The 23967-nt window shown below is 70.7% G+C and carries 23 protein-coding genes; 10 read left to right on the forward strand and 13 right to left on the reverse strand.

The window, feature by feature from the left end:
* Positions 1 to 187: 187 nt before the first annotated feature.
* From ACRWK8_RS03565 to ACRWK8_RS03575, 3 genes are all read right to left on the reverse strand, one after another.
* Positions 188 to 1177, reverse strand: coding sequence for an NAD-dependent epimerase/dehydratase family protein (locus tag ACRWK8_RS03565; RefSeq protein ID WP_378747370.1), 990 nt, complete (start codon positions 1175 to 1177; stop codon positions 188 to 190).
* A gap of 101 nt (positions 1178 to 1278) precedes the next feature.
* Complete coding sequence (locus tag ACRWK8_RS03570) at positions 1279 to 1992, reverse strand: PIG-L deacetylase family protein (RefSeq protein WP_378747360.1); 714 nt, start codon at positions 1990 to 1992, stop codon at positions 1279 to 1281.
* Positions 1993 to 2101: 109 nt separating this feature from the next.
* Entirely contained in the window at positions 2102 to 2836 is a 735-nt protein-coding gene (locus ACRWK8_RS03575; protein ID WP_378747478.1) for a WbqC family protein, read from the reverse strand.
* 349 nt (positions 2837 to 3185) lie between these two features.
* Here ACRWK8_RS03575 and ACRWK8_RS03580 point away from each other — a divergent pair, with 349 nt between their 5' ends.
* Together ACRWK8_RS03580 and ACRWK8_RS03585 are read left to right on the forward strand one after the other, a co-directional pair.
* The gene (locus tag ACRWK8_RS03580; protein WP_431868301.1) at positions 3186 to 4739 is read left to right on the forward strand and encodes a glycosyltransferase family 2 protein; all 1554 of its coding nucleotides are present in this window, start codon (positions 3186 to 3188) and stop codon (positions 4737 to 4739) included.
* A gap of 120 nt (positions 4740 to 4859) precedes the next feature.
* Positions 4860 to 5282: a DUF3817 domain-containing protein gene (locus ACRWK8_RS03585; protein WP_378747346.1), complete on the forward strand. Its 423-nt coding sequence runs from the start codon at positions 4860 to 4862 to the stop codon at positions 5280 to 5282.
* On the opposite strand, the gene ACRWK8_RS03590 is transcribed toward ACRWK8_RS03585, so the two are convergent.
* From ACRWK8_RS03590 to ACRWK8_RS03600, 3 genes are all read right to left on the reverse strand, one after another.
* Positions 5258 to 6019 (reverse strand): SURF1 family protein, encoded by a 762-nt coding sequence (locus tag ACRWK8_RS03590; RefSeq protein ID WP_431868304.1) that lies wholly within the window; start codon positions 6017 to 6019, stop codon positions 5258 to 5260. The two genes, ACRWK8_RS03585 and ACRWK8_RS03590, sit on opposite strands and share 25 nt — an antisense overlap.
* A gap of 351 nt (positions 6020 to 6370) precedes the next feature.
* Positions 6371 to 6562, reverse strand: a complete 192-nt coding sequence (locus tag ACRWK8_RS03595) for a type II toxin-antitoxin system VapB family antitoxin (RefSeq protein WP_378747339.1) — start codon at positions 6560 to 6562, stop codon at positions 6371 to 6373.
* A gap of 87 nt (positions 6563 to 6649) precedes the next feature.
* Positions 6650 to 7171, reverse strand: coding sequence for a DinB family protein (locus ACRWK8_RS03600; protein WP_378747335.1), 522 nt, complete (start codon positions 7169 to 7171; stop codon positions 6650 to 6652).
* Between the two features lie 149 nt (positions 7172 to 7320).
* On the opposite strand from ACRWK8_RS03600, the gene ACRWK8_RS03605 reads away from it, so the two are divergent.
* Positions 7321 to 8088, forward strand: a complete 768-nt coding sequence (locus ACRWK8_RS03605) for an alpha/beta fold hydrolase (protein WP_431868306.1) — start codon at positions 7321 to 7323, stop codon at positions 8086 to 8088.
* A 1-nt stretch (position 8089) separates the two neighbouring features.
* Here ACRWK8_RS03605 and ACRWK8_RS03610 read toward each other — a convergent pair whose 3' ends face one another.
* The 4 genes from ACRWK8_RS03610 to ACRWK8_RS03625 form a co-directional block, all read right to left on the reverse strand.
* Positions 8090 to 8491 (reverse strand): VOC family protein, encoded by a 402-nt coding sequence (locus ACRWK8_RS03610; RefSeq protein WP_378747325.1) that lies wholly within the window; start codon positions 8489 to 8491, stop codon positions 8090 to 8092.
* Positions 8492 to 8648: 157 nt separating this feature from the next.
* Complete coding sequence (locus ACRWK8_RS03615; RefSeq protein WP_378747321.1) at positions 8649 to 9314, reverse strand: class II aldolase/adducin family protein; 666 nt, start codon at positions 9312 to 9314, stop codon at positions 8649 to 8651.
* A 104-nt stretch (positions 9315 to 9418) separates the two neighbouring features.
* On the reverse strand, positions 9419 to 10072 hold the full coding sequence (locus ACRWK8_RS03620; protein WP_378747317.1) for a response regulator: 654 nt from the start codon (positions 10070 to 10072) through the stop codon (positions 9419 to 9421).
* On the reverse strand, positions 10069 to 11205 hold the full coding sequence (locus ACRWK8_RS03625; protein WP_431868309.1) for a sensor histidine kinase: 1137 nt from the start codon (positions 11203 to 11205) through the stop codon (positions 10069 to 10071). Before ACRWK8_RS03625 ends, ACRWK8_RS03620 begins: the two co-directional genes overlap by 4 nt.
* Before the next feature lie 178 nt (positions 11206 to 11383).
* Between ACRWK8_RS03625 and ACRWK8_RS03630 the strand changes: the two genes are divergently transcribed.
* The 6 genes from ACRWK8_RS03630 to ACRWK8_RS03655 all read left to right on the forward strand — a co-directional run bounded on the left by ACRWK8_RS03630 (position 11384) and on the right by ACRWK8_RS03655 (position 19998).
* Positions 11384 to 12322, forward strand: coding sequence for an alpha/beta fold hydrolase (locus tag ACRWK8_RS03630; RefSeq protein ID WP_431868311.1), 939 nt, complete (start codon positions 11384 to 11386; stop codon positions 12320 to 12322).
* Positions 12323 to 12597: 275 nt separating this feature from the next.
* Entirely contained in the window at positions 12598 to 14124 is a 1527-nt protein-coding gene (locus ACRWK8_RS03635; RefSeq protein ID WP_378747293.1) for an aldehyde dehydrogenase family protein, read from the forward strand.
* A gap of 200 nt (positions 14125 to 14324) precedes the next feature.
* Positions 14325 to 15908 (forward strand): GMC family oxidoreductase, encoded by a 1584-nt coding sequence (locus ACRWK8_RS03640; RefSeq protein ID WP_431868314.1) that lies wholly within the window; start codon positions 14325 to 14327, stop codon positions 15906 to 15908.
* Positions 15905 to 17071, forward strand: a complete 1167-nt coding sequence (locus ACRWK8_RS03645) for a quaternary amine ABC transporter ATP-binding protein (RefSeq protein WP_378747279.1) — start codon at positions 15905 to 15907, stop codon at positions 17069 to 17071. The genes ACRWK8_RS03640 and ACRWK8_RS03645 overlap by 4 nt, the downstream gene beginning before the upstream one ends.
* A gap of 1 nt (position 17072) precedes the next feature.
* Positions 17073 to 19031 (forward strand): ABC transporter permease, encoded by a 1959-nt coding sequence (locus ACRWK8_RS03650; protein ID WP_378747273.1) that lies wholly within the window; start codon positions 17073 to 17075, stop codon positions 19029 to 19031.
* Positions 19024 to 19998, forward strand: coding sequence for a glycine betaine ABC transporter substrate-binding protein (locus tag ACRWK8_RS03655; protein ID WP_017546930.1), 975 nt, complete (start codon positions 19024 to 19026; stop codon positions 19996 to 19998). Before ACRWK8_RS03650 ends, ACRWK8_RS03655 begins: the two co-directional genes overlap by 8 nt.
* Positions 19999 to 20050: 52 nt before the next feature.
* On the opposite strand, the gene ACRWK8_RS03660 is transcribed toward ACRWK8_RS03655, so the two are convergent.
* Positions 20051 to 20299 carry a hypothetical protein gene (locus tag ACRWK8_RS03660; RefSeq protein ID WP_026129673.1) on the reverse strand — a complete coding sequence of 83 codons (249 nt, stop codon included), beginning with the start codon at positions 20297 to 20299 and terminating at the stop codon, positions 20051 to 20053.
* A 130-nt stretch (positions 20300 to 20429) separates the two neighbouring features.
* On the opposite strand from ACRWK8_RS03660, the gene ACRWK8_RS03665 reads away from it, so the two are divergent.
* Positions 20430 to 20939, forward strand: a complete 510-nt coding sequence (locus ACRWK8_RS03665; RefSeq protein ID WP_431868318.1) for a hypothetical protein — start codon at positions 20430 to 20432, stop codon at positions 20937 to 20939.
* 79 nt (positions 20940 to 21018) lie between these two features.
* Here ACRWK8_RS03665 and purL read toward each other — a convergent pair whose 3' ends face one another.
* Positions 21019 to 23313, reverse strand: a complete 2295-nt coding sequence (gene purL / locus ACRWK8_RS03670) for a phosphoribosylformylglycinamidine synthase subunit PurL (RefSeq protein ID WP_431868320.1) — start codon at positions 23311 to 23313, stop codon at positions 21019 to 21021.
* Between the two features lie 81 nt (positions 23314 to 23394).
* Positions 23395 to 23922 carry a hypothetical protein gene (locus ACRWK8_RS03675; RefSeq protein ID WP_431868322.1) on the reverse strand — a complete coding sequence of 176 codons (528 nt, stop codon included), beginning with the start codon at positions 23920 to 23922 and terminating at the stop codon, positions 23395 to 23397.
* Positions 23923 to 23967 lie beyond the last annotated feature (45 nt).

Consider the following 23967-nt stretch of genomic DNA (forward strand, 5'->3'; position numbering starts at 1 on the left):
CGGAGTCGCGCTGTTCTCCGTGAGGCGGGGGCGGGGCCTCGTCGGCGTCGTCGCGACCTCCGTCGGGACCCGTCCCCGCACGGAGGAGAGACGGACGGGAGGGGCCGGGCGGCGGGGCACCCGGGGGACGACCTCCCGTCAGTGGTTGTCGCGGCCGTCGCGGGACCGCGGTCCCGCTGGCGCGCCCCTAGGCCGGGGCGGGTGCCGGGACCGGTCGGTCCGAGCGGCGGTGCTCGATGATGGACCCGATGATGGCGTCGAGGTCGCGCGTGGGCTCGTAACCGATCAGCCGCCGGGCCAGCGAGGTGTCCGGGTACCGGCGCTGCATGTCCTCGTAGCCCTCGCCGTAGGCCTCCTCGTACTCCATGTAGGTGACCGCGCTGCCCGAGCCGGTCAGGCCCACGACCCGGTCGGCCAGGCCCCGGATCGACACCTCCTCGTGCCCGCCCAGGTTGACCGCCTGGTTGTGGGCCTCGGGGGTGTCCATCAGCCGGGTCATCGCGGGCACCACGTCGAACACCGAACCGAAGCAGCGGCGCTGGTCGCCCGTCCCGTAGACGGTGACGGGCTCGCCGGACAGCGCCTGGTCGACGAACCGGGGCACGACCATCCCGTATCTGCCGGTCTGCCGTGGGCCCACCACGTTGAAGAAGCGGGTGATGACGCAGGGCACGCCGGACTCCGCGCCGTGGACGTAGGCGACCAGCTCGTCCAGCCCCTTGGCGGCGGCGTAGGACCAGCGGCTCTTGGTGGCCGAGCCGTAGATCCGGTCGGCGTCCTCCCTGATGCCGTCCGCGTCGTTCTTGCCGTAGACCTCGCTGGTCGAGGCGACCATGTACGGGACGCGGTGCCGGACCGCGGCCTCCACGACGTTCTCGGTGCCGTGCAGGTTGATCCGCAGCGAGCGGAGCGGGTTGTCGACGATGTTGTAGACGCCCACGGCGGCGGCCAGGTGGAACACGGTGTCCGCCTCCGAGACGAGCCGGTCCACCAGGTCCCGGTCGAGGATGTCCCCCTGGACGAACCGGAAGGCGGGAGAACCCTTCAACTGGGACAGGTTGGACAGCGACCCTGTCGAGAGGTCGTCCAGGACGGTGACCTCGTGTCCCCGGGCGACCAGGTGGTCGCACAGGTGGGAGCCGATGAACCCGGCTCCACCGGTGATGACGGCCTTCATGGTTTTCCCTCCACTACGGGTGGTGCGGGCGTTCCGCACTTCACGGGGGGTGGGTTTCGTGTGACGGGTGGGGGAGCGGTGAGTTCGCGCCGTGCGTCCGGTCAGGCCAGGTGCCGCAGGACGTGGTAGCCCTCTCCCAGGGCCACCCCGGCCTGCATGCCCCGGAGGACCGCGAGGCTGCGCAGGGTGAGTTCCGAACGCGTGTGGGGGTGCTCGTGGCTCTGGGAGCCGTACAGCTCCATGGCCTGGAGCTTGGCCTCCAGGTCCGCGTCGGAGAGCTCGACGATGAGGTTGGGGGAGTCCACGGGCTCGGACCGCCACTGGTCGGCGGCCTCCTCGTAGGAGAGCACCAGGGCGGGGTGGTGGCGCAGACCGGTGTTCGAGGGGCGCAGGGCGGTGTGCACCGCCTCCGCCACGGCCTGGTGGTCCTGGTTGTAGCTCGTGCGGTGCGGCACGAGCACCACGGTGGGCCGCAGGAGCGCGATCGAGAGCGGGCTCTCCCGCTCGATCAGCCGCGTCAGGTCCACCCGGGGGAGCGTGTCCAGCCGCAGGTGGTGCTCGTCGCCGGGCAGCGCCATGTGCCAGTCGTCCCAGCGGAAGTGCTCCGCGACCTTCTTGATCTCGGTGTGGCGCTCCTCGGCCGTGGAGAAGCCCTTCGGTGACTGGTCGGCGGTGTCGCCGACCGTCAGGAACTGCACGAAGACCTCCGCGCCCGCGCGCTTGGCCTTGTGCATCAGGCCGCCGCAGCCGAGGGTCTCGTCGTCGGGGTGGGGGGAGTAGACCAGGAGGCGCTCCTGGGACCAGTCCGTCGTCATGCGGGTTTCCCGTTCTTTGCCGAAGTGGGGCGATCTGTCGCCGCCCGGGCCGCCGGGCCCACCGCGCCCGCTGGCTCGGGTGGACGGTGCCCGCGCTCGCTGATCGGTGTCAGTCGCGGGCTCGCGCCTGACGGAGCACGCCCAGCGCGTCCGGTCCGGCGTTGAGCAGGAGGTCGATCGCCGACAGGCGCGGCACGAAGTCGTCGGAGGGGCCGCGCGTGTGCTGCCGGTACACCGGATGGCGGAACTCCTGCCACTCGACGGCGACTCCGTAGCGGCCCAGGACCGCGGGGTCCAGGTAGCCCCGCGCGCCGTCGCCCGAGAGCAGGGTGTCCGCTCCCGCCTTGGCGCAGATCTGGGCCAACAGCTCGCTCTTGTGCCCGGGGAAGTCCCCGAGCTCGCTCGCGCGCAGGACGGGTGTGTCGATGCCGAATCCGCGTGTCAGCAGGCGCGTGGTGGCGATGGCGAGGTCCGCGAGGTCGTCCCACTCCGTTTCGTAGAGTCGGGCGATTTCCTCCCGGTAATCGGCCCAGAAGGGTGCCTTGCGGTAACAGTGTTCAGAGAGTGCTCTGAAGTGCTTGCTGCGCCATTTCTGTGATTTGTCTATTTTCTTGTCGCGGATGAGCTCGTCGCGGCTCCCTTGGGCGACGGGCACGGTAAGCAGCACAGGATCACCGTGCCCCGCGACGTAGTTTCGGTTCTGCCAACCCCGACGTTCGAACTGAACCGTGTCAAGCATGATGAAACGGTCGGAACGGTCGATCTTGTCGATCAGCCCCAGCCAGGGCCAGTAGTGCGGCTGGTGGACGGCCACGCGCACGCGCGCGTCGTCGTCACTGGTCAGGGCGGTCCCTCCGGGGGCGGATCCCGGGTCGCCGTGCGCGGGATCTGGCGCGGGGGATCGTGGCTCGCCGATCACGCCGGGCGTTCTCCTTAGCTCGTCGGACGGACGACGGGGATTTACCGAAACCCCATGCGTCCCCTCAACCGGGGGTGGCGGTCACCCCCGGGCACCTCGTCGCAAATATCTTCTAATGGGTACCACCTCACGCAAGCCCATGTATACGATTTGCGTGGCCTACATAGGACGCGAACCCGGGTGAACCCGTCGTCCGCGTAAGGCGTCAACCCAACGCCGACTTTGTGGTTTCATGTCGGTCCGAAACCGAGGACATTCGAAGGGTCCCAGGGCTGTGCGTATCGTGCGTTTCATCGGTGGGCTGCTCACCGGGCTCATCGCCCTGGTGCTGGCCGTCGCCCTCTTCGTCTACTGGTTCGACTTCGCGTCGTCCATGGCCGCGGCCGCCGGACTCGGCGCCCTCGGGTACGTCTTCCTGTGGATGGCCTTCGGCCTGAACCTGCTGCTGTGGACCGTGGTCGGCCTGCTCAGGCTGGCCGAGGACGGGGCGCGCGCGGCGCTGCGCCGACGCCCCGAGGGCCGGCGCGCGAGCGTCGCCGGGAACCGTGAACGGCGACCCCTCCTCGTCGGCGCGGGCGGCCCCGGGAACGCCGAGGCGCTGACCGGCGGCGAGACGGCCGGGTCCGCCGAGGGGGGAACGGTCGACACCGTGACCCCGGGCGGCGGCCCGCTGGTGGCGGAGACCCCCGGGGACGCCACCCTCGCCGTCATCATCCCGGCCCACAACGAGGAGCCGGTGATCGGCGCCGCGATCTCCTCCGCCCTGGGCCTGTTCGACCGCTGGGACGTCTACGTCGTCTCCGACTCGTCCGGGGACGCGACCGCCGACATCGCGGCGCGGACCGGCGTGAACGTCCTCGAACTCCTCACCAACCGGGGCAAGGCGGGGGCCATCGAGGCGGTCATCGAGGAGTTCTCGCTGACCGAGAACTACGACGGTGTACTGATCCTGGACGCGGACACGGAGCTCGACCCGGGGTACGTCGAGGGTGCCAGACGGCAGCTCAGGGACCCGGAGGTGGCGGCCGTCGCGGGCTTCGTCGTCTCGGAGTGGAAGCCCGCGGAGCGGGGCCTGGTCGGACGGGTCATCTCGGCCTACCGGGACCGCCTGTACTTCATGCTCCAGTACCTCATGCGTTTCGGGCAGACCTGGAAGCGCACCAACGTGGCCTTCATCGTGCCGGGGTTCGCGAGCGTGTACCGCAGCCGGGCGCTGAGGGAGATCACCGTCAACCCCCCGGGGCTGGTGATCGAGGACTTCAACATGACCTTCGAGGTGCACCACAAGCGCCTCGGGCGGGTCTCCATGCGGCCGGACACCAAGGCCTACAGCCAGGATCCGTTCACGTTCCGGGACTACCGCAAGCAGGTGGGTCGTTGGACCCTCGGCTTCTGGCAGACGGTGCGGCGGCACAGGGTCTGGCCGAGTTTCTTCTGGGTGGCCCTGGCCCTGTACATCGTCGAGGTCGTGCTGGTCTCGGCGCTGTTCCTGGTGACCGTGGCGATCGCGCTGTTCGTGCTCCTGGGCACGTTCGCCGGGGAGGCGCTGACCGGGGTGCCGTTCCTCTCCGAGGGGTTCACGGCGGTCACGGCGTTCCTGCCACTGACGGCCCTGGCCATCGGCCTGCTCGTGCCGGACTACGTGCTCACCTGCGTCATGACCATGGTGCGGCGGCGGCCCTCGTACCTGTTCTACGGGCTGTTCTTCTTCCCGATCCGGATCGTGGACTCCTACCTGGCCCTGCGGATGATCCCCAAGGCCTGGACCGCCAGGTCCGACGGCCGGTGGAGCAGCCCCACCCGGGTCTCCCGGCGGGACCCCGGGTAGCCGCTTCGACCTGCGGAAATGTGAGATTCTCCGAGCATGACCACCCCAGGGGCCCGCCGTGCCGGACACCGCTTAGCCTCGATGGAGGGGACCCGACCCTCCTCGGGGCGCAGTCGTTGAATGGGTGAAGTCGCAGTGGACAAGAGGCGTGTGTCGTTCGCGTTGTACCGGGTGCTCGCGTACATCACGGGAGTCTTCCTGTTGGGTCTGACCTTCCTGGCCATGCCCGCGAAGTACCTGGTGGGCGAGGACTCGATGTTCCACCTGGTCGGCGCCCCCGAGGGGTGGGAGCACTGGTTCGGCCCCGAGTCGCCGCTGATGCTCTACGTCGTCATGCCGCACGGCTACATCTACATGGCCTACGTGCTGGTCGTCCTGTGGGTGTCCCTGGACCGCCGCTGGGGGGCGGGCCGCACCCTGGGCGTCGTGCTCGCGGGCACCGTCCCGGTCCTGGGCTTCGTGGTCGAGCACCGCGTGGTCCGGTCCGAGCAGGCGAAGGAGATCGCCGCCGACCAGCCTCAGGAACCCGCCGCCACGGGCTGATCCTCCCGGGATCCCTCCGCCAGTTCACGGCGCACGAGGATGATCCAGAAGATCACGGCGGAGACCCCGAACATGGCCCACTGCACGGCGTAGCTGAGGCTGCGCCAGTTGACCGTGAACTCCGTGGGCGGCTCGGGCGGAGGCACCGGTGTGAGCCCGTCGACGGCGGGCTCACTCTCGGGCAGGGTGACGTAGGCCGCGTAGAGGCGGTGGTCCCACTCACCGACCAGCACTGACGGGGCGATCCGCTCGACCGTCCCGACCTCGGGGGAGCCCATCGGGACGAACCCCTCCGCGGCGTCCTGGGGCGGCTGGAGCCACCCGGTGACGGTGACGTCCCCCTCGGGGACGGCCGGGAGCCCGGTGCCGTCCTCCGTCCAGCCGCGGCTCACGGTCATGGCCGCCCCGTCCTCGGTGACGAGGGGGAGGACCAGCACGTACCCGTCGACCCCGTCCAGGCGTCGGGGCACGAGGAGCTGCGCCTCGGCGTCGTAGCGCCCGGACACCTCGACCGCCGTGTTGGTCGTGAGGTTGGGATGCAGGAACTCGCCGGGTTCACCGAGGTCGGAGACGGGGATGGCGTCGGCCAGGTCCTCGACCGGGTTGGTGATGACGTCGCGGTCGGGCTCGAAGGCACTGGTGCCCTGCCAGTAGGTGCCCGCGACGCACACGGCGACCACCAGGACGGCCAGCAGGTGCAGACCGAGCCAGCGTGGGCTGAAGAGCGGAGATCTCACCCGACCAGGCTATGTCCGCCCTCGGAGCGCCCACTCATGACCCCGTGTTGACGATGCCCACACCCCGCTTGGCCGGGCCACGGCCCAGGAATGACGATCACTTTAAGTAGTTTCTCGTGACACAGGGTTGTTATTCGTGGGTGTGGTGGGTAGTGTCTCTATCAACGCGGAACGACAAGATCGCTTCCACGTGGCAGACCTTCAGGCCGCGACTCCAGGGGGGAGGAGTCGCAGGCCGCTTCCCAGAGCGAGGGTTGCCTCCGTACTTTGAGGGGGGATGCGGAGGCGACCCTCGCCACCTCGTAGACGGGGACGTTTCCACTGTTCAGTGGAAACGTCCCCGTCGTCGTTTCACGACCGCTGGCTCCGGGGGTTCCCCGGCTCGGTCCGGCGGCGCTCCCCCGAGGCCTCCGTGCGGCTCCGGTGGCGCGCCGCGTACACGCGCAGTGCCAGGTTGACCGCGTCGTCCCTGGTGCGCGCGCCCGAGAAACGCATGGCCTCCCGCAGGGCCTCGTCGTCGATGTCGATCCAGGTCGGGCTCACTCCGCGCTCCTCGCCGCTCGGGATGGGGTCGGGGCCCATCGTCCCGCATGCGGAGGGTGGCGCGCGCACTACCGAGGGTGGTGTCGGTCAGCCCATCGTCTTCTGGCCGTCGAGGGACTCCCGGATGATGTCGGCGTGCCCGCAGTGCTGCGCGGTCTCGCGGATCAGGTGGATGACCACGTCACGGGCGGTCCAGGACGTGTCCTCCGGGAACCACGGCGCGGCCGGGAGCTTCTGGCTGACCTCCAGGTCCGGCAGGCCGCGGACGTACGCGTCGGTCGCCTCGGCCTGCCGCTCGTAGGCGGCGAGCGTCCCCTCCAGGGTCTCCTCACCGATCAGCCGGAAGCTGTTCTCGTGATGGTCCAGGGTCTCCTGGGACTCGTAGTCGACCTCCTGCGGGCCCTCCTCGATGAACCTGACCCACCCCTCCTCCATCTGGGTCACGTGCTTGACGATCCCGGCCAGACACAGCTCGCTCCTGGTGGTGCGCCGGGTGGCCTCCTCCTGGTCCAACCCCCGGAGGGTGGTGAGCAGGAACGCGCGCTGCTGGGCCAGGAAGGTCAGCAGCGACTCACGCTCGGCGTTGACCTGGTTGTTCGTCGCGCCCATGGAAACTCCTACGTCGGTCCGTTCGGATGTCTCGACCCTAGGGAGCGAGGCGGTCAGCCACTGTCCTCCATGTACCGGGCATGACCGGGTTTTCTGGCTTCCTTGAAAGCTCTGCGGATAGCCTGGCGGTCTGGCGACCCGGAGGTTCCATGGCCCTGATTCCGCTCCAGTACCGGCTCGACGGCCCCAGGCACGCGCCCGTCGTGCTCCTCGTTCCGCCGTTCGGTACGAAGATGTCGGTCTGGGAACCCCAGATGCCCGAGCTCACCCGGAACCGCCAGGTGCTGCGGATCAACCACCGGGGCCACGGCTTCTCACCAGCGCCCGAGGGCCCCTACACGGTCGAGGACCTGGCGCTGGACGTCCTCGGACTCCTGGAGGACCGGGGGTTCACGCGGGTCTCGGCGGTCGGCGGCGGCCTTGGCGGCGCCCTCCTGCTGTGGATCGCCGCCAACTCGCCGCGCACGCTGGAGCGGCTGGTGCTCCTGGCCGGAACGTCCCGGACCCCGCCCACGCACCGCTGGGACCGGATCGCCTCCCAGGTCCGCGAGGGCGGCATGGACGCGGTGACCGCCGAGGTGGTCCTGCCCTGGTTCACCCCCGACCTGACCGACGACCGCCCGGAGGTGGCGGCCCGGTTCACGGAGGACTTCGGCTCCGTCGACCCGCACGCCTACGCCTCGATCTGCGACGCCCTGGCCGCCATGGACCAGCGCAACCTGGTCTCCGGCGTGCGTGTGCCGACCCTGGTCGCCTCCGCCGCGCACGATCCCCTGCTGCCCCCGGGGCACGGGCGGCGCCTGGCCGACGGGATCTCCCAGGCGCGGTTCGAGGTGGTCCCCGGCGCCGCGCACCTGCTCGGTGTGGAACGCGCCGACCGGGTCAACCGACTGCTCGCGGAGCACGTCGCGGCCTGAGTCAGACCAGCGGGACCAGGGGGCTGTTGACCTCCAGCAGGTAGCCGTCCGGGTCGCGGAAGTGCGCGGCGCGGATGCCCCACGCCGTCCAGTCGCGGGGCTCCATCACGAGGCGGGCGCCGCTCGCCACCAGTCCGGCGGCCGTCTCGTCCACGTCGTCCACCTCGAAGATCACCGCGAGCCGGTCCTGGTGGGGGAGGGCGGGATCGGCGGTGTCCGTCTCCAGGGCCTCGGCCATCACCTCGCGCTGGTTGAGGGCCAGTCGCGTCCCGGAGCGCACGTCGAACTCGGCGTAGCGGCTCACCTCGTCGCCCCACAGGACGGGGAGCTTGAGGACGTCGGCGTAGAAACGGAAGCAGGCCTCGTAGTCGTTCACGAGGAGCCGGATGTAGCTACAGCGCATGGGGGCCTCCTGCCGTGCGGGCTGGGTGGTCGGCACCATTCTCGGGTCCGAGCATGCCGTACACCTGAGTATCCGTACCCGGATGACGCATGGCCGGATCCGGCCACCCGTGTCGCCCCTCCCCAGCCCGACGAGCAGCTCGACGACGCCCGGTGGCCTACAGGAAGGGGTCGGGGCCCGCCCAGCCGTGGGTGTCGCGCTGGCGGGCCTCGGCGAGCTCGTCCTCGCTCAGGACGCGGGGCTCTCCGACCTGGCGGGCGCGCAGGTAGGCGGCACAGAGCCAGTCGAGCAGCCGGAAGTTCGCCAGGGCCTGCTCCAGGCCGCGCCCGAGGGCCAGTCCGCCGTGGTTGGCGAGCAGGGCGGCGTCGCGGCCCTTGAGGGCCTTGACCGCCTGGTCGGCGATGTCGCCGGTGCCGTAGGGCATGTACGGGGTCACGCTGACGGCGCCGCCCAGACCGGCGGCGCGGTGGTGGATCGGGGGAAGCTCGGGGAACACCGAGGAGACCGCGACGGTGTCCGCGGTGAACGCGTTGACCACGGCGAGGGCCTCCCGGCCCTGTTCGGCGGCGTGGCGGTGCACCGCCATGTGGAGCGTGGTCTCGGCGGCGGGGTCGCGCCGACCCTCCAGCATCCGGTCGTCCAGCGACATCACCGGGCAGTCGATCGGCTGGATCTGGTCCAGGGGCACCCCGTGCGGGGTGACGACCACCAGGTCGCCGCTGCGGACACTGACGGTCCCGGCCTCGCCGGGCGCCGTCCCGGGGTGCTGGGCGATGGCGCGGGCGGTCAGGCAGACGTCGCGACGTTCCTGTTCCAGCTGCATACGATCCTCGGTGGGGTGTGCGGTCAGCGGTCCCCGGGGGGACTCGGACCAACCGACTTAGGTACACCTAATGTACGTGATGGCGTCCGATATGTCTTCCCCGCCTACGCCACCAGGCCGTGCCGGTAGGCGTACACCACCGCCTGGACGCGGTCGCGCAGGTCGAGTTTGGTCAGGATGCGCGAGACGAACGTCTTCACGGTCTCCTGGCTGATGAACAGGCTCGTGGCGATCTCGCCGTTGGAGAGCCCGTTGGCGATCAGCCCCAGCACCTCCCGTTCGCGGGGGGTGAGGGGGAGGTCCGTCTCGGGGGCGTGGGTGGGCCGGATCCGGGCGGCGAAGCGGCCCACCAGCTGGCGGGTGACCTCGGGGTCCAGCAGCGCGGCGCCGGAGGCCACGGTGCGGATGCCGTGCAGCAGCTGGTCCGGGGGAGCGTCCTTGAGCAGGAACCCGCTCGCGCCCGCGCGCAGCGCCTCGTAGACGTACTCGTCGAGGCTGAACGTGGTGACCACCAGGACCTTCACCGGGTGCTCCACCTCCGATCCGGCCAGCAGCCGGGTCGCCTCGATCCCGTCGAGCTCGGGCATCCGCACGTCCATCACCACGACGTCCGGCCGCAGGCGCCCCGCGAGCTCCACGGCGGCGCGGCCGTCACCGCACTCACCGACGACCTCCATGTCCGGCTGCACGCCGATGATCGTCACCAGCCCCGTGCGGATCAGTACCTGGTCGTCGCAGACCAGCACCCGGATGCTCATGGCCGCGCGGGGATGCGGGCGTGCACGGTGAACCCCTCACCGCGGGGTCCGGCGGAGAACTCGCCGCCCATGACCTCGACGCGCTCGCGCAGCCCGACCAGGCCCCGTCCGCTGCCGCCGGGGGAGACCCCGGGGGGTCCGGGGCGCTCGGTGTCGACGTTCACTGTGATCTCCTCGGGACGGTGACGCACGCGCACCGTGGTGGGGCTCCCGTGCGCGTACTTGAGGGCGTTGGTCAGCGCCTCGCGCACGACCCGGTGCGCGACGAGTTCGGCGCCGTTCCCGGCCTCGGCCGGGGCGCCCTCCTCGCTGAACACCACGGGCTGCCCGGCCCGGCGGGTCCGTTCCACCACGTCGAGCATCCCTTCGTCGTTGGCGGGCGCGGGGTTGGCGGGGTCGAGCACGTCCAGGAGCTGCCGCAGGTCGGTGATGGCCTGGCGGCCGGTGTCGGTGACCGTGCCCAGGGTCCGGTCGAGGTGTTCGGGCGCGGCGGTCAGGTAGCGCGCGGCCTCGGTCTGCACGACCATCGCGGTGACGTGGTGGGTGACGACGTCGTGGAGTTCCCGCGCGATGCGGGCGCGTTCGGCGGCCAGGGTGTCGGCCGCGAGACGGCGGCGCCGCTCGGCCTCGGCCACCCGGGTCGACCGCACCCACGAGCCGATCCCCCAGGCCAGGCCGTGCGCGAAGTAGAAGATGACCCACTCGGCCGGGGTCTCCCCCTCGCCCAGCCGGGTCAGGGCCAAGGCCAGCGCCACGAACCCCACCGTGCCCGCCAGCAGGGTGGTGCGCCGGTACCGGTCGAGGTGGACGCCCGCGCTCATGAGCGCGATGGGCATCGCGGTCCCGGCGATCAGGTGGTAGCCGCTCAGCTGGTCGAGGGCGAAGCCGACCGCCACCAGAGCCAGGGTCAGCGCGGGCCACCGCCGTCGACCGGCCAGGGGCAGGCACTGGAGGGCGAGCGCGACCACGCCCAGGGCGTCGAGGGGGCGGTCCGGCACACCGCCGACCTGGGTGCCGTATCCGTGCAGGTCGGGGACGCAGGAGACGGACAGGAGGAGGAGTGCCAGGGGCAGGTCTCGAACGGTGACGTCGAGCCGCCGCCACAGGAGGGGGAGACGTCGGAACCAGGTCACGGACGCAGTGTAGTCGCGCGGAGCCACGGCGACGCGCCCTTTGTCCCCCATGCGAGCTACGTGCGGGTGTCCACTCAGCGGTGACGACCCGGAGCTCCGGTTTCCGTAGCGTTCTCCTCATACCGACGTCCCCTTCCGGCCGCACCGCGCGGCCGGACCCGCTGCCTGGAGGCACCCCATGTTCCGCTCCTTCCGGACGACCGCCCTGACCGCCCTGTGCTGCGCCGCGGCGGTCCCCGGTCTGGTCGGGTGCGGCGTGCTCTCCGAGGTGGGCACCGAACTGGGGTCGGCCGCCGACGAGGTGCAGTCGGACCTGGAGGACGCCGCCAACGAGGTGCTCACCGAGGGGCAGCTGTTCACCGGGACCAAGACGCTGGACGTCGACGGCGCCTCCGTCCAGGTCTCCTGCTCCGGCACGCCCTCGGACGGCAGGCCGGTCATCGTGCTGATGGCCGGGATGGGTGACGGCCTGGACACCCTGGCCGACGTGCAGGAGACCCTGGCCGAGGACGAGCGGGTCTGCTCCTACGACCGGCTCGGCGAGGGGGAGAGCGACCAGCCCGAGGGGCAGCAGAGCATCGACGACGCCGGGGTGACGCTGACCGCCGTCCTGGAGGACGTCGCCGGTGACGGTCCCGTGGTCCTGGCCGGTCACTCACTGGGCGGCCTGATCGCCGCGCGCTACGCCCCCGACCACCAGGACCGCGTCAGCGGGCTGGTGCTGCTGGACGCCACGTCCCCGACGATGATCGACGACATCACCGGCGTGATCCCGGAGTCGGCCACCGGGGAGGGCGCCGAGGTGCGGGCGCAGAACCTGGCCATCTTCCAGGGTGAGAACCCGGAGGGCATCGTGATCGACAGCGACCCGGAGGTCCGCCCGGCCGGTGACATCCCGGTGGAGGTCATCCAGCACGGGGTCCGCTACCTCGGTGAGATCGCGGAGTACGGCGACGACCTGGAGCGGGTGTGGACCGAGGGCCAGGAGCAGTGGCTGGCGCTCTCCGACCGCAGTCGGCTCAGCACCGCCGAGGAGAGCGGGCACTACATCCACGTGGACCAGCCCGACGTCGCGGTCGAGGCCATCCTCCGCGTGACCGACGAGGCCGCCGCCTGAACCCGGCCCCGCGCCGAACGTCCGGAACCATCCGAGTTCCACACAAACGCACGTCAAAGAACTCGTCCCGGTCTTCCCCAGGGTGGTGTGTCCACCCGTCCGAGGGGAGGGCCGGGGCATAGGTCTGTCCAGGTGGGCTGGTGATATGAGCCACGGCCGAGACGTCCCGTAACGCGCTGTCTGCCCTGATCAGTGGGGGTTATGGGAACGTTGTGGCGTATGTGACCTACGAGACGAGGCTGTTTGTGACTAGCGATCCTGGGCAGAGAGGGTCCGTGAACCAGACCCATGTAACCCTGCCGACCGTGCCGTACCTGTCCGAACCCGGAGCGTCCTCCGCCACCAGCCTGTACATCGACGGCGAGTGGAGAGCGGCCCGCAACGGACGCGTCCGGGAGATCCTGGACCCGGCCGACGCCTCCGTGCTGACCATCGTCAGCGAGGGCGGCAGGGACGACACCGAAGCCGCCATCGCCGCCGCGCGACGCGCCTTCGACCACGGCGAGTGGCGCCGCACCTCCGCCGACGAGCGGGGCCGCGTCCTCGAACGGATCGCCGACCTGCTCCAGCGCGACCGCGAGGAGATCGCGGTCATGGAGTCGCTGGACACCGGCAAGACCATCGAGGAGGGCGGGATCGACGTCGACGACGTCACCAACGTCTTCCGCTACTACGCCGGGCTCGCCGACAAGGACGCGGGACGCCTCGTGTCCGCCCCCGAGGGCGTCCACAGCAAGGTCGTGTACGAGCCCGTCGGCGTCTGCGGCATGATCACGCCCTGGAACTACCCGCTGCTCCAGCTCGCCTGGAAGATGGCCCCGGCCATCGCGGCGGGCAACACCATGGTCGTCAAGCCCAGCGAGGTCACCCCGGTGACCACCGCCAAGCTGGTCGAGCTCACCACCGAGGCGGGCGTCCCCGCCGGTGTGGTCAACCTCGTCCTGGGCAGCGGCCCCGACGCCGGAGCCCCCCTCTCCGAACACCCCGACGTCGACCTCGTCTCCTTCACCGGAGGCCTCGTCACCGGGCGCCGGATCATGGCGTCGGCCGCCGAGACGGTCAAGAAGATCGCCCTGGAACTGGGCGGCAAGAACCCCAACATCATCTTCCCCGACGTCGACCTGGACACCGCCGTGGACTACGCGCTCAGCGCCGCATTCTTCCACTCCGGCCAGGTGTGCTCGGCCGGTGCGCGGCTCATCGTGCACAACGACATCCACGACGCCTTCACCACCGAACTCGCCCGCCGGGCCGAGGCCATCCGCATCGGCCGGGGCCAGAACGAGGGCGTGCGCTGTGGCCCCCTGGTCTCCGCCGAGCACCGCGCGAAGGTCGAGAAGGCAGTGGCGCGCGGCGTCGAGGAGGGCGCCCGGATCATCGCGGGCGGCCGGCGCCCCGAGGACGCCGACCTCCGGGACGGCTACTTCTACCGGCCCACCGTGTTCGTGGACTGCGACCGCTCCATGGACATCGTCCAGACCGAGGTGTTCGGCCCCGTCGTGACCGTCGAGCGGTTCGAGACCGAGGCCCAGGCGATCGAGCTCGGCAACGACACCGACTACGGGCTCTCCGGCGGCGTGTGGACCGACGACACCGCCCGTGGCGAGCGCGTGGCCGCGGCCCTGCGCCACGGCACGGTGTGGATCAACGACTACGGCCCCTACTTCCCCGGCGCCGAGTGGGGCGGCTTCGGCCGCAGCGGCGTCGGCCGCGAGCTCGGCCTGGCCGGACTCGACGAGTACCGCGAGGCCAAGCACGTCTACCGGAACCTGTCGCCCGAGCCCCAGCGCTGGTTCGGCTAGGCGCACCGTTCCCCGGGGTCCGGGCGTCGGGAACGCCCGGACCCGCAGGCCACCCGCCGACGCGGTTCCGTCCTCCGTGTCGGCGGGTGCCCTCCTCACCCAGTGCCGCGAACGCCGTGGCACCGCGAGCCAGACCGAGTACACACAGGTCGGTTTCCCCCGGCATCCCCCTGAGCCACACGAACGAGAGGATTCGGCCCGTGTCCACGAACGAAACCACCTACGACTACGTCATCGTCGGCGGAGGAACGGCGGGGTCGGTGATCGCCAACCGGCTCACCGAGGACCCCGGCACCACCGTCTGCGTCATCGAGGGCGGGCCGGACGACCGCGACCTGGAGCACGTGCTCCGGCTCCGCGACTGGCTGAGCGTCCTCGACAGTGAACTCGACTACGGGTACACCACCACCGAGCAGCCCCACGGCAACTCGCACATCCTGCACTCGCGCGCCCGGGTGCTGGGCGGCTGCTCCTCGCACAACACGCTCATCAGCTTCCGGCCCTTCGCCCAGGACCTGGACGACTGGGTGGCGGCGGGCGCCGAGGGCTGGGACAACGCCACCGTGCAGTCCTACGCCGACCGCATCAAGTGCAACATCGTCCCCATCGCGGAGAAGGACCGGAACACGATGGTCAAGGACTGGGTGTCCTCGGCCTCCCAGGCGGCGGACGTCCCGGTCGTCGAGGACTTCAACGCCCTGACCTCCCACGGCGGCGGCTTCTCCGACGGCGCCGGGTTCCTGTCCATCGCCTACGACCCCTACACCGGCTACCGTTCCTCGGCCTCGGTGGCCTACCTGCACCCCGTCATGGACGTGCGGGAGAACCTCACCGTGCTCCTGGAGACGTGGGTCGGCAGGGTCCTGTTCGACGGGGACCGCGCCACCGGCGTCAGCGCCACCACGAAGGACGGCGAGCGGATCACCGTCAACGCCCGACAGGAGGTCATCGTCGCGGCGGGCGCCGTGGACAGCCCCCGCCTGCTCATGCTGTCCGGTGTCGGGAACGCCGAGGAACTGGGCGCGCTCGGCATCGAGAGCCGGCACCACCTGCCCGGCGTGGGGGAGAACCTCCAGGACCACCCGGAGTCGATCATCATGTGGGAGACCACGAAGCGGGTCCCCGAGAACACCGTGATGCACTCCGACGCGGCGCTGTTCGTGCGGCGGGGGGGCGGCGGCGACGACGATCCCCGCCCCGATCTGATGTTCCACATCTACCAGATCCCCTTCGACGACAACACGAAGCGGCTGGGCTACGACTCGCCCGAGGACGGCTGGGCGGTCTGCATGACCCCGAACATCCCGCGCTCGCGCTCGCGCGGCAAGCTCTACCTCACCAGCGCCGACCCGGCCGCCAAGCCCGCCCTGGACTTCCGGTACTTCACCGACCCCGACGGGTACGACGAGAAGACCATCGTGGACGGGCTGAAGATCGCCCGCGACGTCGCCGCGACCGAGCCGTTCCGCTCCTGGATCAAGCGCGAGGTCGCCCCCGGCCCGCAGGTCCGGACGGACGAGGAGCTGTCCGAGTACGGCCGTCGCGCCGCGCACACCGTGTACCACCCGGCGGGCACGTGCCGGATGGGCGCCGCCGACGACGAGCACGCCGTGGTCGACCCCCGCCTGAGGGTGCGCGGGCTGCGCGGCCTGCGGGTCGCGGACGCCTCGGTGTTCCCGACCCTGCCCACCCCCAACCCCATGGTGATGGTGCTCGCCCTCGGTGAGCGCGCCGCCGACCTCATCCGCGAGGATCGGGCCGCCACCGAGGGGGAGGCCCGATGAGCGCCCCGGCCGCCGAAGCGGCCCCCGCGACCGGCCCCACCGACGTCACCTTCTCCGTCCGCAACCTGTGGAAGATCTTCGGGAAGAACGCCGACGACGTCATCGGCACCGAACTGGAGCGGGCCGACCGCGACCGCATCAAGGAGGAGACCGGCTGCACCGTCGCGGTGCGCGACGTGTCCTTCGACGTGCGCCCCGGCGAGACGTTCGTGGTCATGGGCCTGTCCGGGTCCGGCAAGTCGACGCTCATCCGCTGCCTCACCCGCCTGATCGAGCCCACCTCGGGGTCGGTCCTGCTCGACGGCGAGGACATCGGGGACGCCACCGAACAGCGCCTGCGCGAGCTGCGCCGCCACAAGATGGCGATGGTCTTCCAGCACTTCGGCCTGCTGCCGAACCGCAGGATCATCGACAACGTCGCCTACGGCCTGGAGGTGCGCGGGATGCCGCGCGCCGAACGCTACGAACGGGCCCAGGAGATGATCGAGATGGTGGGGCTGTCCGGGTACGAGAGGTCCCGCCCCGGCGAGCTCTCCGGCGGCATGCAGCAGCGCGTGGGCCTGGCCCGCGCCCTGGCCGTCGACCCGCAGGTGCTGCTGTTCGACGAGCCGTTCAGCGCCCTGGACCCGCTCATCCGCCGCGACATGCAGAACGAGGTCATCCGGCTCCAGCAGGAGCTGAACAAGACCTCGGTCTTCATCACCCACGACCTCCAGGAGGCCCTCAAGCTGGGCGACCGCATCGCGATCATGCGCGACGGCGAGCTCGTCCAGGTGGGCACCCCGGAGGAGGTCGTCGGTCGGCCGGTCAACTCCTACGTCGCGGACTTCACCTCCGACGTCGCCCGCACCACCGTGCTCACCGCCCGGTGGCTGGTCCGCGACGCCTACCCGGACGAGCGCACCGACGGCCCGACCACCGAGCCCGGCACCGTCCTCGCGGAGGTCCTGCCGATGCTCGCCGCGAGCACCGCGCCGGTCCGGGTCGTGGAGGGCGACACCCTCCTCGGCTACGTGGGCCGCGACGACGTGCTGCGCGCCATCGCCGAGGACCAGTTGGAGGGCGCCGAACAGGTCGACGCGATGGTCGAGGAGGCGGTGGAGGAGATCTCCGACGACGCCGTCGACCACGGCGGCGCCGACGCGACGGGGAACGGTGGGTGACATGGCCACGGTGACCGAACCCGCCGGAGCCACGGACTCCGGCACGCGTGGCGCGGGGGGTGACGAAGGCCTCCTGCGCAGGAGCTGGTTCCAGGCCCTGCTGGTGGTCGTGGTCCTCGTCGTCGGCTACCAGCTGACCCGTCTGGCGGGCTCGCCCCCCTGGGCCAGCGGCTTCCCCGGTGCCATCGGCAACGGTTTCATGGCCTGGCTCGACGGGGTCTACGCCTGGATCGTCGCGAACCGCAACGACAGCCCGCTGTTCCTCTACTTCTTCAACTACATCTCGGTGGGGCTGGGGTCGGCCGTCGTGCTGATCAACCAGTTCCTGAACGGGCTCACCTGGCTCGGCGTGACCGTCATCGGGGTGGTCGCGTCCTGGCGGGTCGCCGGGTGGCGGGTGGCCCTGCTGGTCCTGGCGACCTTCGCGGTGTTCGCGCTGACGGGGCTGTGGAACGAGTCGATGACGACGCTGTCGCTCATCATCACCTCGGTGTTCATCGCCCTGCTGTTCGGCATCCCGCTCGGCATCCTCGCCGGGCGGAGCGAGGGCTTCTACCGGGCCATCCGCCCGGTGCTGGACTTCATGCAGATCATGCCGGCCTTCGCCTACCTGCTGCCGTTCGTGCTGCTCTTCGGCATCGGGAACGCGTCGGCCGCCGTCGTGACGGCCGTCTACGCGCTCCCGCCGGTCGTGCGGATCACCGCGCTGGGCATCCGCGAGGTGAACAAGGGCGCGATCGAGGCGGCCGCCTCGCTGGGCTCCACCCCGGGCCAGATCCTCACCAAGGTGCAGCTGCCGCTGGCCAAGCGCACCATCCTGCTGGGCGTCAACCAGACCATCATGCTCGCGGTCTCCATGGTCGTGATCGCGTCGGTGATCGGCGCGGGCGGCCTCGGTGACGCCATCTACCAGGCCCTTTCCAAGATCAACGTGGGCCAGGCGTTCCAGGCGGGCCTGGCGATCGTCATGCTGGCGATCGCGATGGACCGCGTCACCGGCGCGGTCGGCCACGGAGCGCACACCCCGAGGATCGAGCCACGGTACAGGATGCCCCTCCTCGGCGGGATGCTCGCGGTCGCGGTCGCGGCCGCCGCCGTGGGGCGCCTCTTCGGACTGGGCGGCTGGCCGCGCGACCTGTCGATCCGGCTCGACATCCCGGTCAACGCCGCCGACAAGGCGATCGAGTCCGCGATCGGTCCGGCCGCCGCCGCACTGGGATCCTGGACGCAGAGCTGGATCCTGGGCCCGCTCGACAACCTGCTGAGCGGATCGCCGTGGTGGCTGGTGACGCTCGCCGCCGCCGCGTTCGGGCTGATCTTCGCCGGGAAGCGGGTCGCGCTGGTCTCCGCCCTGTGCTTCCTGGCGATCGGGCTGCTGGGCGTGTGGGACAACGCCATGGACACGCTCTCCCAGGTGCTGGTGGCCACGGTGGTCACCATCGCGCTGGGCGTGGTCGTCGGCGTCCTGATGTCACGCAGCGACGTGTTCGCCCTGGTGCTCCGGCCGGTGCTCGACTTCATGCAGACCCTGCCACCGTTCGTGTACCTGATCCCGGCGGTGGCGCTGCTCGGGCTGGGGCCCGTCCCCGCCCTGGCGGCCGCGGTCATCTTCGCCCTGCCGCCGGTGATCCGGCTGGTGAACGACGGCATCCGGGGGGTGCCAGTGGGCACCGTCGAGGCAGCGACGTCGCAGGGTTCGACGAAGTGGCAGCTGCTCACGAAGGTGGAGCTGCCCATGGCGCGCGGCTCCCTTCTGCTGGCGGTCAACCAGGGCATCATCCTGGTGCTGTCCATGGTGGTCATGGGCGCGCTGGTCGGCGCGGGCGCGCTCGGCAACGACGTGGTGCTCGGCCTGGCCCAGAACGAACTGGGGCTGGGTATCGCCTCGGGTCTGGCGATCGTGTCCCTGGGTCTGTTCCTGGACCGGGTGACGCAGGGAAGGAGGGCACCCCGTGCCTAGGTTTCTGAGGAGGAGTGCCCTGCTCCGGCTGTTCGCGGCGGGGCTGGCCCTGGTGATGGTGAGCTCCTGCGCGGTGCGCACCGACCAGATCGCCCGCGACCCGAACACCGTGCGGATCGCCGTGAACGGCTGGGTGGGCTACGAGGCGAGCGCCGAGGTGCTGGCCAACATCCTGCGCGAGGAGATGGGCTACGAGGTCCAGCTCGTCCGCGTGGACGAGCAGCCCTCGTGGCAGGCCCTCGACCAGGGCGTCATGGACGTGATCGTGGAGAACTGGGGTCACGAGGACCTGTTCGAGCTCTATGGTCCCGACGGCAACGGCACGGCCGTGGACGGCGGCCCCAACGGCAACGAGGGCGTGATCGGCTGGTACGTCCCCGCCTACCTGGCGGAGGAGATCCCGGAGATCACCACCCTGGAGGGACTGAAGGCCAACACCGACCTGTTCCGGACGGCGCAGACGGGCGAGCGGGGCGAGTTCCTGGCGGGGGCTCCCGGGTTCGTCAGCCAGGACCAGGGGATGATCAACGCCTTCGACCTGGACCTGGAGATCGTCTACGCCGGGTCGGAGGCGGCGCAGATCACCGAGGTGCGGCGCAGGTACGCCAACCAGGAGCCGGTGCTCTTCTACTTCTACGACCCGCAGTGGTTCCAGGAGGAGGTGGACCTGGTCAAGGTCGACTTCCCCGACTACCACGAGGGTTGTGACGCCAACCTGGACGACGTTCCCTGCGACTACCCGGTCTACGACCTGAACAAGATCTTCAGGACCGGTTTCGTGGAGGAGGACGACTACGCGTACCGCTTCCTCCACAACTGGAAGTGGACCAACTCCCAGCAGAACGAGGTCGCGCAGATGATCGCCGACCAGGGGATCTCCCCGCCCGAGGCGGCCGAGATCTGGGTCAACGCGAACCGTGACGTGTGGGAGAAGTGGCTGCCCGAGGGTTACGAGAACCGCGGGTGACCGGAGGGGGCGGGGTCCGGGAGGGCCCCGCTCCTTCGCGTTCACCGCGCGCTCAGTGGCCGGGCCGCTCGTAGCGGAGTCGGCGGCTCACCCAGTAGACGTTCACGCACGCGGCGACGAACCCGACCCCGAGGACGACCACGAGCCAGGCCTGGTGGGTCAGCACGATGGCCGCCGCCGTTCCGAGGAGCAGGACCAGCGCCCCGAACACCGCCAGGACCAGCCGGAAGCCCAGCGCGCTCGCCGGGCGGTCGTGGGTCCCCAGGGCCCCCTTCAACCTGCCGCGTCTGGCACGTTCCATGTCGTTGACACCTCCCTGTGAACAGTCCTACCCCAGTGGAGCCGGACGCACGTTTCGGGGTGCCGTCCCGACGGGTCCCGAGACCGGGAGAATGGGCGGAGGACTCCGCCCCGTCGTCCGAAGGAGAAGGTTGTCCCACCGTGAGGGCCGCGTGCCCGCCTTCCTGGTCGTCGCCCTGCCGCTGGTCCTGCTCCTGACAGGCTGTTCCACCCCCGACACCGAAGCCGAAGCGGAGCCCGAGGAGACCGCGTCCCACATCCCGGTGTTCTGGGTGGAACGTGAGGTGCGGGTGCGCACCCTGGACCGCATGTTCACCGAGGGCGACTCCCACGAGGTCATCGCGAACACGGGTCCCACCAGGGACGTGCTGTTCGACGCCGGAGTCGTCCACGAAGAGGGCGACGGGTACGCCGTCGAACTCGACAAGGACACGTGGGACACCTCGCTCAACCTGAACCGGATCGACGGTGCCCTGGGGGGCACCATGCGCCAGAACGAGGTCACCTGGTGCGGCGAGGCCGTCGAGGCCGAGGAGTTCGTCGAGGACTACATGGACGCGTTCGCGGGGACACTCGACAGCCACGAGGCCTACGAGGAGAGCGTCGTCGACTACGTCGACTGCGGGACCGGGAGGCTCTGAGGACTCCCGGGCTCGCGCGCCTTCCGGAACGCGGAAGGGGCACCCCCGTGTGGGAGTGCCCCCTCGTCGTCTCGGGTGCCTACACGCCGTTCATCAGGGCGGGCAGGGTCTCCTCGTAGGTGGCGCGGAGCTCGTCCAGGCCGATCTCCACCACGCCGCCCGGGTGGATCACCGACAGGCTCTCGCCGCCGACGGTGCCGATCTGCGTGACGGGAACGCCGTGCTGGGCGGCCAGGGCCACGAAGGCCTCCTCCCGGCCCGGCTTCACGGCGACGATCGCGCGGGCGGCGGACTCGCTGAACAGGGAAGTGAAGGCGTCGCCGTCCACCTCGACCCGCAGACCCCTGCGGCCGCGCAGGGCGGCCTCCGCGAGGGCGACGGCCAGACCGCCGTCCGAGAGGTCGTGCGCCGCCGCGGCCAGGCCCTGCTCGGCGGAGGAGGCCAGCACCTCACCGAGGGCCGCCTCGGCGGGCAGGTCCACCTGCGGCGGCAGCCCGCCCAGGTGATCGTGGACGACGTCGGCCCAGGCGGACCCGCCGAACTCGGCGCGGGTCTCACCCAGCAGGAACACGCGGGCGCCGTCGGTGTCGAACCCGGAGCGCAGCCGGGCGTTGACGTCGTCGATCACCCCGAGCACACCGATCACCGGGGTCGGGTTGATCGCCACGTCACCGGTCTGGTTGTAGAAACTGACGTTGCCGCCGGTCACCGGGGTGCCCAGCTGCTGGCAGGCGTCCGCCAGGCCGCGCGTGGTCTCCGCGAACTGCCACATGACCCCGGAGTCCTCCGGCGAACCGAAGTTGAGACAGTTGGTCACCGCCAGCGGGCGCGCGCCCGTGGCGGAGACGTTCCGGAAGGCCTCGGCGTAGGCCAGCTGGGTGCCGACGTAGGGGTCCAGGAGGGTGTACCGGCCGTTGCCGTCGGTGGCCAGAGCCACGCCGCGGTCGGAGTCGTCGGAGATCCGGATCATGCCGGAGTCGTGCGGGGTGGACACCACCGTGTCGCCGCGCACGTAGCTGTCGTACTGCTGGGTGACCCAGGTCGGGTCGCACACGCCCGGCGCGCCCAGCACCCGCAGGAGCTGCTCGCGGAGTTCGGCGTCGCCCTCGGGGCGGGGCAGCTTCGCGGCGTCGTCGGCCTGGAGGGCGTCCTGGCTCTCCGGGCGGGCGAAGGGGCGCTGGTAGACCGGGCCCTCGTCGGAGGCGGTCCGGGGCGGCATGTCCACGACGGTCTCGCCGTGCCAGGTCATCACCAGGCGGCCGCCGCGCTCGGCCTCCTCGGGGGTGACCTCGGTGACCTCGCCGATCTCGGCGGCGAGGATGCCCCACTTGTCGCAGACCGCGAGGAAGTCGGGCATCTTGGCGGGCTCGACGATCGCCATCATGCGCTCCTGCGACTCGCTCATGAGGATCTCCTCAGGCGTGAGCCGGTGGTCGCGCAGCGGTACCCGGTCCAGCTGGATGTTCATGCCGCCGGTGCCGCCAGCGGCGAGCTCGGTGGTGGCACAGGAGACACCCGCGGCGCCGAGGTCCTGGATGCCGACGACCATGTCCTGGGCGTACAGCTCCAGGCTGCACTCGATGAGGAGCTTCTCCATGAACGGGTCGCCGACCTGGACGCTGGGCCGCTTGGACTCCAGTTCCTCGTCGAAGGAGGCGCTGGCCAGCACCGAGGCGCCGCCGATGCCGTCGGGGCCGGTGGTGGAACCGAACAGGACCACCTTGTTGCCCGGGCCGGGCGCCTGGGCGAGCTTGATGTCCTCGTGTTTGAGCACGCCCACGCACAGGGCGTTCACCAGCGGGTTGCCGAGGTAGCTGCGGTCGAAGCCGATCTCGCCGCCGATGTTGGGCAGACCGAGGCAGTTGCCGTAGAAGGAGATGCCGGAGGTCACGCCGGGCAGCATCCGCTTGGTGTCGTCGGCGTCGGCGGGGCCGAAGCGCAGGGCGTCCATCACGGCCACGGGGCGGGCGCCCATGGTGAGGATGTCGCGGACGATGCCGCCCACACCGGTGGCCGCGCCCTGGTGGGGCTCGACGAATGAGGGGCTGTTGTGCGACTCGATCTTGAACGTGACCGCGTTGCCGTCGCCGACGTCCACGACCCCCGCGTTCTCGCCCATGCCCACGAGCAGGGCGTCGTTCTCCGGGGCCTTCTCACCGAACTGGCGCAGGTGCACCTTGGAGGACTTGTAGGAGCAGTGCTCGCTCCACATCACCGAGTAGATGGCCAGCTCGGCGGCGGTGGGGCGGCGGCCCAGGATCTCGCGGACCCGCTCGTACTCGTCCCTGGGCATGCCCAGTTCGGCGTACGGCTGCGGAGTGTCCGGACTGGCTGTCGCGGTGGCGACGGTGTCGAGACCGGGTGCTTCAGACATGCGGTGCTTCCGTTCGGGTGTCGCGGGGTTGCGCGGAGGGTGGAGGCCGAGCCTTGGCTGTGTCCGCCGCCCGGCACCGGATCAGTCTGCGGGCGTGCCCGCGTTGCCGAGCATCAGCAGCGGCTGGGCGTCGGGGTCGGCGCCGGTGGAGTTCGCGACCAGGGTCGTGTCGTCGGAGAGCACGGTGTCCACGAGGTCGACGTCGTCCTCGGACTCGACGCCCTGCGGGAGCTCCTGGCGCCAGCCGTTGGCGAGCAGGTGCTCGTACACCGTACGGACCGCCTCCTGGGACTCGCCGTCGAACTCCTCGCCCTCCTCACCCGCGATCACGATGAGGCGGAAGCACTGCCCCTGGGAGCAGTGGGCCTCGTCCTGGTCGACGTAGGTGAACCCGGACGGCGGGCTGCCCAGCGCATCGACCTCCGGCGGGGGAGAGCCCTGCTCGCCCTGCTGCCCGGGGGCCTGCTGCTCCTGGCCGGCACCCGGGGAGACCACCGGGGGCGAGTTGAACGACTGGAAGAGGCCGATGGCCCCGGAGACCACGAGGCCGACCACGACCAGCCCCACGAGTACGTACAGCAGTCTCCGGGAGCGCAGCAGCGCCATCATCGCGAGGATCGTCTCCCTGTCGGGGTGCGTCGGTTCGGTGGTGGG

The sequence above is a fragment of the Nocardiopsis eucommiae genome (assembly GCF_965344335.1).
In the GTDB taxonomy this organism is placed as follows: Bacteria; Actinomycetota; Actinomycetes; order Streptosporangiales; family Streptosporangiaceae; genus Nocardiopsis; species Nocardiopsis eucommiae.

Coding starts and splice junctions, on each gene's coding strand:
- ACRWK8_RS03565 (WP_378747370.1), bottom strand. CDS start 1,177: ATGAAGGCCGTCATCACCGGTGGAGCCGGGTTCATCGGCTCCCACCTG.
- ACRWK8_RS03570 (WP_378747360.1), bottom strand. CDS start 1,992: ATGACGACGGACTGGTCCCAGGAGCGCCTCCTGGTCTACTCCCCCCAC.
- ACRWK8_RS03585 (WP_378747346.1), top strand. CDS start 4,860: ATGGGTGAAGTCGCAGTGGACAAGAGGCGTGTGTCGTTCGCGTTGTAC.
- ACRWK8_RS03600 (WP_378747335.1), bottom strand. CDS start 7,171: ATGGGCGCGACGAACAACCAGGTCAACGCCGAGCGTGAGTCGCTGCTG.
- ACRWK8_RS03605 (WP_431868306.1), top strand. CDS start 7,321: ATGGCCCTGATTCCGCTCCAGTACCGGCTCGACGGCCCCAGGCACGCG.
- ACRWK8_RS03610 (WP_378747325.1), bottom strand. CDS start 8,491: ATGCGCTGTAGCTACATCCGGCTCCTCGTGAACGACTACGAGGCCTGC.
- ACRWK8_RS03615 (WP_378747321.1), bottom strand. CDS start 9,314: ATGCAGCTGGAACAGGAACGTCGCGACGTCTGCCTGACCGCCCGCGCC.
- ACRWK8_RS03620 (WP_378747317.1), bottom strand. CDS start 10,072: ATGAGCATCCGGGTGCTGGTCTGCGACGACCAGGTACTGATCCGCACG.
- ACRWK8_RS03630 (WP_431868311.1), top strand. CDS start 11,384: ATGTTCCGCTCCTTCCGGACGACCGCCCTGACCGCCCTGTGCTGCGCC.
- ACRWK8_RS03645 (WP_378747279.1), top strand. CDS start 15,905: ATGAGCGCCCCGGCCGCCGAAGCGGCCCCCGCGACCGGCCCCACCGAC.
- ACRWK8_RS03650 (WP_378747273.1), top strand. CDS start 17,073: ATGGCCACGGTGACCGAACCCGCCGGAGCCACGGACTCCGGCACGCGT.
- ACRWK8_RS03660 (WP_026129673.1), bottom strand. CDS start 20,299: ATGGAACGTGCCAGACGCGGCAGGTTGAAGGGGGCCCTGGGGACCCAC.
- purL (WP_431868320.1), bottom strand. CDS start 23,313: ATGTCTGAAGCACCCGGTCTCGACACCGTCGCCACCGCGACAGCCAGT.
- ACRWK8_RS03675 (WP_431868322.1), bottom strand. CDS start 23,922: ATGATGGCGCTGCTGCGCTCCCGGAGACTGCTGTACGTACTCGTGGGG.